The sequence below is a fragment of the Streptomyces sp. YS-3 genome (genome assembly GCF_045257485.1).
GTDB lineage: Bacteria > Actinomycetota > Actinomycetes > Streptomycetales > Streptomycetaceae > Streptomyces.
Window position 1 is genome coordinate 1 of the sequence record NZ_JBJHPC010000325.1, and the last position, 8,320, is coordinate 8,320.

General features: G+C 71.3%; 7 protein-coding genes. 5 read left to right on the forward strand and 2 right to left on the reverse strand.

Annotated features, from left to right (window positions below; all coding sequences use genetic code 11):
- Positions 1–311 precede the first annotated feature (311 nt).
- From ACJA3G_RS23635 to ACJA3G_RS23655, 5 genes are all read left to right on the forward strand, one after another.
- On the forward strand, positions 312–1,466 hold the full coding sequence (locus ACJA3G_RS23635; RefSeq protein WP_406555038.1) for a substrate-binding domain-containing protein: 1,155 nt from the start codon (positions 312–314) through the stop codon (positions 1,464–1,466).
- Between the two features lie 199 nt (positions 1,467–1,665).
- Positions 1,666–2,994, forward strand: coding sequence for an ABC transporter substrate-binding protein (locus ACJA3G_RS23640; protein WP_406555039.1), 1,329 nt, complete (start codon positions 1,666–1,668; stop codon positions 2,992–2,994).
- A 2-nt stretch (positions 2,995–2,996) separates the two neighbouring features.
- On the forward strand, positions 2,997–3,905 hold the full coding sequence (locus ACJA3G_RS23645) for a carbohydrate ABC transporter permease (RefSeq protein WP_406555040.1): 909 nt from the start codon (positions 2,997–2,999) through the stop codon (positions 3,903–3,905).
- Positions 3,902–4,882: a carbohydrate ABC transporter permease gene (locus ACJA3G_RS23650; protein ID WP_406555041.1), complete on the forward strand. Its 981-nt coding sequence runs from the start codon at positions 3,902–3,904 to the stop codon at positions 4,880–4,882. Before ACJA3G_RS23645 ends, ACJA3G_RS23650 begins: the two co-directional genes overlap by 4 nt.
- A 62-nt stretch (positions 4,883–4,944) precedes the next feature.
- Entirely contained in the window at positions 4,945–5,973 is a 1,029-nt protein-coding gene (locus ACJA3G_RS23655) for a hydroxyacid dehydrogenase (protein WP_406555042.1), read from the forward strand.
- Between the two features lie 94 nt (positions 5,974–6,067).
- On the opposite strand, the gene groL is transcribed toward ACJA3G_RS23655, so the two are convergent.
- Complete coding sequence (groL, locus tag ACJA3G_RS23660) at positions 6,068–7,696, reverse strand: chaperonin GroEL (RefSeq protein WP_406555043.1); 1,629 nt, start codon at positions 7,694–7,696, stop codon at positions 6,068–6,070.
- A gap of 114 nt (positions 7,697–7,810) precedes the next feature.
- Positions 7,811–8,119, reverse strand: a complete 309-nt coding sequence (groES, locus tag ACJA3G_RS23665; RefSeq protein ID WP_358833549.1) for a co-chaperone GroES — start codon at positions 8,117–8,119, stop codon at positions 7,811–7,813.
- Between the last annotated feature and the right edge of the window lie 201 nt (positions 8,120–8,320).

The window sequence follows — 8,320 nt, forward strand, 5'->3', positions numbered from 1 at the left end:
GGGTGGGGGCTTGGACGGGAGTGGTGGCGGTGTCGGTGGTGGCGGCACTGCTGCTCCCCTCGCCCCGGGCGCGATCCGGCGTCCGGAATGTAGGGCGTTGGCTGATCGAACGTCAATGGAGTCGGACCGATTGATCGAAACTCCTGGGTGTTCGATCACGGTGCATTAGGGTCGTGGGCCCGGGAGGCCGGTCACGGTCACCACACCGCGAACCGGCGCGAGCCACGCGCCGACATGAGCGAGCCGTACGTGAGCCGTACGCGCGCCGGGTGCGCGCCGGACGCGAGCCACACTGCGAGGGGACTGCCGCCGTGCGAGAGAGTGCTGCCGAACGTCACGACCGACTGCTGGAGCTGGTGCGCCGGCGCGGCTCGGCCCGGGTCTCGGACCTGGCGGGCCAGTTGGGCGTCTCCCCCGTGACCGTGCGGCGGGACGTGGAGGCGCTGGCCGTGCGGGGCCTGCTCGACCGGGTGCACGGCAAGGTCTCCTGGCCGCACCGGGAGGGCGCGCCCGGGGCGCCCGCGCCGGGCGGTCCCGGCGGTCGCGAGCTGGTGCTCGGCATGATCGCGCCCAACGCGACGTACTACTTCGCCGAGGTCATCCGGGGTGCGCACGAGGCGGCGGCCGACGCCGGGGCGCGGCTGATCCTGCGGATCTCGGACTACCGCCCGCGGGAGGACGCGGCCCGGGCGGCCGGGCTGCTGGCGGCCGGGGCCGAGGGGCTGCTGGTCGCCCCGGGCTGGAAGGAGCCGCACGACCCGGCCGAGCACGGGCGGTGGATCACCGAACTCCCCGTGCCCACGGTGCTCCTGGAGCGGCGTGGGGTGCCCGGGAGCGCCCTGGACGATCTGGACCGGGTCTGCTCGGACCACGCTCACGGGGTGCTCCTCGCCGTACGCCATCTGACCGGGCTGGGGCACCGGGCGCCGCTTCTGGTGGCGCGGGCCGACAGCCCGACGGCGCTGGCGGTGCGCGCCGGGTACCGCCAGGCGCTGGAGGCCCTGGGACTGACGGCGCCGCACCCGGTGATCGACTCGGTCCCGGCGGAGGCGGATCCGGCGGGCTTCGAGGCGGCGGTGGGGGCGCTGCTCGCGGCGGTGCGCGCCGGGAAGGCGACGGCGGCGCTGGTCCACAACGACGTGGACGCGATCCGGATCGCCCAGCGCCTGGGCGAACTGGGCGTCCGGGTGCCGCGGGACCTGGCGCTCGTGGCCTACGACGACGAGGTGGCGGCGCTGGCGGACACCCCGCTGACGGCGGTGGCACCGCCCAAGCACGAGGTGGGGCGGTACGCGGCGCGGCTCCTGGTCGAGCGGCTGCGCGGTGCCCCGGCGGAGCCGGACGGGCCGCCGCGCCGCCATGTGGATCTACTGCCCCGGCTGCGGGTGCGGTCCTCGTGCGGGGCTCCCCCGCCGGGCTCGCCCGCCGATCCGGCCTCCCGCGCGTCGCATCAGCCTGCCCCCTGACCGGCCCCCGGGCGACCCCTCGACCGGCCCAGCGGCCCGGCGGGCACGCACATCAGGGGCCAGTGGTCTAGACCTCTCTACCTCCCCAACCCCCGTTCGATCATTTTTCGATCATTCGAACTTTCGCTCTTGACTTCGGTCAGGACCGGCTCAAGGATCGCGGCCATCGCCTCGTCCCCTCACGTTCAGGAGCCGTTCCGTGAGCCGCAGTTGGACCAGATCGACCGCCGCCGTCTCGGCCGCCACCGCCCTCGCCCTGCTCACGGCCTGCGGGGGCGGTGACGACGGCTCCTCCGGCGCGGGCGGCAAGGGCACCGCCGACAAGCCCGTCACCCTGACCTTCTGGGCGTGGCAGAAGGGGTCGAAGGACGTGGTGGACGCCTTCAACTCCTCGCACCGGAACATCCGGGTCAGGTTCGAGGAGATCCCGTCCGGCAACGCCGGCGGCTACGCCAAGATCTCCAACGCGGTGAAGGCGGGCAACGGCCCGGACCTGGTCGCCGTCGAGTATCCGATGCTGCCCGAGTTCGTCAGCCGGGGCGCGCTCCAGGACATCGGCCCGTACCTCACGGACGACGTGAGGAAGAAGTTCCTGCCGCAGGCGGTCGACCTCACCACGCTGGGCGGGAAGAGCTGGGCCGTCCCGTTCGACGCCGCTCCCCAGACGTACTTCTACCGCAAGGACTTCTTCGCCGAGAACAGGATCGAGGTGCCGAGGACCTGGGCCGAGTTCCGAACCGCCGCCGAGAAGGCGAAGAAGGCCGATCCCAGGGCGCGGATCGCGACCTTCATGCCGGACGACCCGACCACCTTCGAGGCGATGGCCTGGCAGGCGGGTGCCCAGTGGTTCAAGGCCGAGGGCGACACCTGGAAGCTGAACACCTCGGACGCCGCCACCGGGAAGGTCGCCGACTACTGGCAGGGGCTGATCGACGACAAGCTCGTGCAGACGGCCGTCTCCTTCAGCCCCGAGTGGACGGCCGCCCTCAAGAACGGTTCGACCGTCGGCTACCTCGGTGCCTCCTGGGGCGCGGGCGTCCTCAAGTCGACCCTGCCCGACCAGAGCGGCAAGTGGGGCGTCGCACCCGTGCCCACCTGGGACGGCAAGCCCGCCAGCGGCATGCTCGGCGGCTCCACCTGGGCGGTGACCAAGGGGAGCGGGAAGGCCGCGGCGGCGGTCGAGTTCGCCACCTGGATGTCCACCACCGAGGACGGCGTCAGGGCGCGGATCGCCCCCGGCACATCGAGCGCCTTCCCGGCCGACGTCGCGCTGCGCCCGGCCGCCAAGAAGGCCTTCGACGCCGGGTTCTACGGCGGCCAGGACATCTACCGGCTCTTCGACGAGGCGGGCGCCTCGATCAACCCGCGCTGGAGCTGGGGCCCGACCACCGGCACCACCAACACCACGCTCAAGGACCGGTTCGGCCGGGTGCCCGGCGGCTCGGTCACCATCAGGGACGCGGTACGGGCGGCCCATGACGCCACCGTGGCCGAGCTGAAGAAGCGCGGGCTGAAGGTCGAGGGCTGACCGTGGCGGCGAAGGCTCGGACCACCCGCCGCACCGGCGCCGCCGCGGGCGTCCTGCTCACTCCCTTCTTCGTGCTGTTCACCGCGGTGACGGTGGTGCCGGTCGGATACGCCGTCTGGCTGAGCCTGTTCACCGAGAAGCAGTCGGGGCTGGGGTTCGGCGGCGCCGAGTCCGTCTTCAGCGGGCTCGACAACTACACGGCGGCCCTGGGCGACCGGGCCTTCCGCGACGGCTTCTGGATCCTGCTCGGCTACTGCGCCCTCTACATCCCCCTGATGGTCGGCGCGGCGCTCACCCTCGCCCTGCTGCTCGACTCGGGGCTCGCCCGGGCCCGCCGCTTCTTCCAGCTGGCGCTCTTCCTGCCGCACGCCGTGCCCGGCATCATCGCCGCGCTGATCTGGGTGTACCTCTACACGCCGGGCCTCAGCCCGGTCGTGCGGGCCCTGGACTCCGGCGGCATCGGTCTCAGCCTCCTCTCCCCCGGCGGCGCCCTGCCCTCCGTGGTCAACATCGCGCTGTGGGAGTGGCTCGGCTACAACGTGGTGATCTTCTACGCGGCCCTCCAGGCCATCGACCGGTCCGTCCTGGAGGCGGCCACCGTGGACGGCGCGGGCGCCTGGCGGACCGCGTTCAGCATCAAGATCCCGCTGGTCCGGGCCTCGCTCGGGATGGTGGCGCTGTTCACCGTGATCGGCTCGCTCCAGTTGTTCACCGAGCCGCTCATCCTCAACCAGGGCTCCGGCTCGGCGGTCACCTCCACCTGGACGCCCACCCTGTACGCCTACACCGCGGCCTTCGCCCGCAACGACTACGGCCTGGCCGCTGCCGCCGCCGTCCTGCTCGCCCTCACCGCGGCGCTGCTCTCCTTCGCCGTCACCCGCCTCACCACCCGGAAGGGGGCGCGGGCATGACCTCCCCGGCCACCGCGGGCGCCGAGCCCACCGCCCGTACCGCCGCCACCGCCCGTACGACAACACCGCCGCCGACACGGAAGCCGGCGAAGGCGACGAAGGCGGCGCGAGGGACGAGAGCCGCTCCCGCTCCCGGCCGCCTGCTCTCCAGGGCCGCCGTCAACGGCGTCCTGCTGCTCTCCGCCCTCTACACCCTCTTCCCCCTCCTCTGGCTGGTCAGCGCCGCCACCAAGGACACCGGCGGACTCCTCACCGGCGACGCCTTCTCCTTCGAGGGCTTCCAGGGCTTCGACCTCGGCCACAACCTCTCCGCTCTCGCCTCCTACAACGACGGCGTCTATCTGCGGTGGTACCTCAACTCCCTGCTGTACGCGGGCGGGGGCGCGCTGGTCTGCGCGCTGATCAGCGTCGCCGCCGGGTACGCCTTCGACAAGTACGACTTCCGGGGCAAGGAGAAGCTGTTCGCGGTGGTGCTGCTCGGGGTGCTCGTACCCTCCACCGCGCTCGCGCTGCCGATGTATCTGCTCGCCAGCCGGACAGGGCTGGTCAACACCTACTGGTCGGTGCTGATCCCCGTCCTGGTGAACCCCTTCGGGGTCTATCTCTCGCGCGTCTTCAGCGCGAGTCATATCCCCGACGAGGCGCTGGAGGCGGCGCGGATCGACGGGGCGGGCGAGCTGCGCGCCTTCTGGTCGATCGGGCTGCGGATGATCATGCCCGGTTTCGTCACCGTGTTCCTCTTCCAGTTCACCGCGATCTGGAACAACTTCTTCCTCCCCCTGGTGATGCTCTCGGACCAGAAGCTCTTCCCGCTGAGCCTCGGTCTGTACGCGTGGAACTCCAACACCCACGCCGAGCCCTCGTTCTACCCCCTCGTCGTCACCGGCTCCCTCCTCGCCGTCCTCCCCCTCGTCATCGCCTTCGTCGCCCTCCAGCGGCACTGGAAGGCCGGTCTCACCGCGGGCAGCGTCAAGTGACCGGACGGACCCGCAGCCGGTTACCCATGGACAACGCCCCCGTGAGGAGCCCGAGTTCCACCATGCACCACACCACTGACAACCGCCCCGCCGTCCTCCTCGCCATGGGCCCCGGGATCGCCGAGCGGCTGCTCACCGACCGGCACCGCACCCGCCTCGCCGCGCTCGCCCGGACCGACCCGTACCTCGTCGCCCATGAACTCCCGGCGCCCGCGCCGGCCGTCGCGGCGGCGCTGGCCGAGGCCGAAGTGCTGCTGACCTGCTGGGGAGCGCCGCCGCTCACGGCCGGGGTGCTGGCCTCGGCGCCCCGGCTGCGGGCCGTCGTGCACGCCGCCGGGTCGGTGAAGCACCACATCACCGACGCGTGCTGGGAGCGGGGCATCGCGGTGACCTCGGCGGCGGCGGCCAACGCGCTGCCGGTCGCCGAGTACACGCTGGCCGCGATCCTCTTCGCGGGCAAGCGCGTGCTGGCCTCGGCCCAGCGGTACGCGGAGCTGCGCGCCCCGCACGACTGGCTGCGCGAGGGGGACGGCACCGGCAACTACCACCGTACGGTCGGGCTTGTCGGCGCCTCCCGGATCGGCCGCCGGGTGATCGAGCTGCTGCGCCCCTTCGACTTCCGGGTGCTGCTCCACGACCCGTACGTCGACGCGGCCGAGGCGGCCCGGCTGGGGGTGGAGGCCGTCCCGCTGGACGAGCTGTGCGCCCGGAGCAGTGTCGTCTCGGTCCACGCGCCGCAGCTCCCGGCCACCGAGCGGATGATCGGCGCCCGTCAGCTGGCCGCGATGCCGGACGGGGCGACCCTGATCAACACCGCGCGCGGCTCCCTGGTGGACGGGCCCGCCCTGCTCGGCGAGCTGCTTTCGGGGCGTCTGCACGCCGTACTGGACGTCACCGAGCCCGAACTCCCCGATCGCCGGAGCCCGTTGTACGACCTGCCCAACGTCCTGCTGACCCCGCACATCGCCGGTTCGCTCGGCAACGAGCTGCACCGGATGGCGGATCTGGCGCTGGACGAGGTGGAGCGGTTCGCCTCGGGGAAGCCGTTCGCGGACCCGGTGCACCCGACGGCGCTGCGCCACTCGGCGTGACGGACGGGCGTACGGGAAAGGCCCCCGCCCCGCCGGTGGCGGGAACGGGGGCCTTCACCTTCGTACGACGTCAGCGCGTCAGCGCGTCACCACGTCAGTGGCTGTGGCCGTGACCGTGGCCGTGACCGGCGTCGGCCTCTTCCTCGGCCGGCTTCTCGACGACCAGGGTCTCGGTCGTGAGCAGCAGGGAGGCGATGGAGGCGGCGTTCTCCAGGGCGGAGCGCGTCACCTTGACCGGGTCGATGACGCCGGCCTTGACCAGGTCGCCGTACTCGCCGGTGGCGGCGTTGAAGCCCTGGCCCTTGTCGAGCTCGGCGACCTTGGAGGTGATGACGTAACCCTCCAGGCCGGCGTTCTCGGCGATCCAGCGCAGCGGCTCGACGGCGGCGCGGCGGACGACCGCGACACCGGTGGCCTCGTCGCCGGTCTTGTCGAGGTTGCCCTCCAGGACCTTGACGGCGTGGACGAGCGCGGAGCCACCACCGGAGACGATGCCCTCCTCGACCGCGGCGCGGGTCGCGGAGATGGCGTCCTCCAGACGGTGCTTCTTCTCCTTCAGCTCCACCTCGGTGGCGGCGCCGACCTTGATCACGCACACGCCGCCGGCGAGCTTCGCGAGGCGCTCCTGGAGCTTCTCGCGGTCCCAGTCGGAGTCCGTGGACTCGATCTCGGCCTTGATCTGCGCGACGCGGCCGACCACGTCCTCGCTGTTGCCGCCGCCGTCGACGATCGTGGTGTCGTCCTTGGTGACGGTCACGCGGCGGGCGGAGCCCAGCACGTCCAGACCGGCCTGGTCGAGCTTGAGGCCGACCTCCTCGGCGATGACGGTGGCACCGGTGAGGGTGGCCATGTCCTGGAGCATCGCCTTGCGGCGGTCGCCGAAGCCCGGGGCCTTGACGGCCACGGCGTTGAACGTGCCGCGGATCTTGTTGACGACCAGGGTGGAGAGGGCCTCACCCTCGACGTCCTCGGCGATGATCAGGAGCGGCTTGGAGGAGCCGGCCTGGATGACCTTCTCGAGGAGCGGCAGGAGGTCCTGGATCGAGGAGATCTTGCCCTGGTTGATCAGGATGTACGGGTCGTCGAGGACGGCCTCCATACGCTCCTGGTCGGAGACCATGTACGGGGAGAGGTAGCCCTTGTCGAAGGCCATGCCCTCGGTGAACTCCAGCTCCAGGCCGAAGGTGTTGGACTCCTCGACGGTGATGACACCGTCCTTGCCGACCTTGTCCATGGCCTCGGCGATGAGCTCGCCGACCTGCTGGTCCTGCGCGGAGAGCGCGGCCACGGCGGCGATGTCCGACTTGTCGTCGATCGGACGCGCGGTGGCGAGCAGCTCCTGCGAGACGGCCTTGACGGCGGCGTCGATGCCCTTCTTCAGGGCGGCCGGGGAAGCGCCGGCGGCGACGTTGCGCAGACCCTCGCGGACCAGCGCCTGGGCCAGCACGGTGGCGGTGGTGGTGCCGTCACCCGCGATGTCGTTGGTCTTGGTCGCCACCTCCTTCACGAGCTGGGCGCCCAGGTTCTCGTACGGGTCGTCGAGCTCGACCTCGCGCGCGATGGTGACACCGTCGTTGGTGATGGTGGGGGCGCCGAACTTCTTGTCGATGACGACGTTGCGGCCCTTGGGGCCGATCGTCACCTTCACCGTGTCGGCAAGCTTGTTGACGCCGCGCTCAAGGGCGCGACGGGCGTCCTCGTCGAACTTCAGGATCTTCGCCATGGGAGCGGTTCAGCCCTCTCGGAAACTTGGTGATACGAAAACTGCGCCCCTCGCCGCCCGGCTGTCAGCAGGGTGGCCAGGGGCGCAGCTCAGAAGCATTCGCTTCGAGGTGAATTACTTCTCGATGATCGCGAGCACGTCGCGAGCCGAGAGGACGAGGTACTCGTCACCGTTGTACTTCACCTCGGTGCCGCCGTACTTGCTGTAGAGCACGACGTCACCGACGGCGACGTCGAGTTCGACGCGCTTGCCGTCCTCGATCCGGCCCGGGCCCACGGCCAGGACGACGCCCTCCTGGGGCTTCTCCTTGGCCGTGTCCGGAATGACCAGGCCAGAGGCCGTGGTCTGCTCGGCGTCGAGCGGCTGGACCACAATGCGGTCCTCGAGCGGCTTGATGGCAACCTTGGAGCTGGCGGTCGTCACGATCCGACCTCCCCCTTCGGAGATCTCACGGGGTTAACTGTCTGAGGTGGCGACCAGGTGGATCCGTCGTCGCGGGTGCCGGACCTGCCCGTCGCTGTGTTGGCACTCTCCGGTGGGGAGTGCCAGAAGCGAGACTAGGACGGCGGTTAGCACTCGGTCAAGCGGAGTGCCAAGCAGAGGGAGCGTGGCGGGGTCCGGAAC

What these genes read in the sequence shown, in the direction of transcription:
- ACJA3G_RS23650 (WP_406555041.1), top strand. Translation starts at nt 3,902, where the DNA reads ATGACCTCCCCGGCCACCGCGGGCGCCGAGCCCACCGCCCGTACCGCC.
- groL (WP_406555043.1), bottom strand. Translation starts at nt 7,696, where the DNA reads ATGGCGAAGATCCTGAAGTTCGACGAGGACGCCCGTCGCGCCCTTGAG.
- ACJA3G_RS23655 (WP_406555042.1), top strand. Translation starts at nt 4,945, where the DNA reads ATGCACCACACCACTGACAACCGCCCCGCCGTCCTCCTCGCCATGGGC.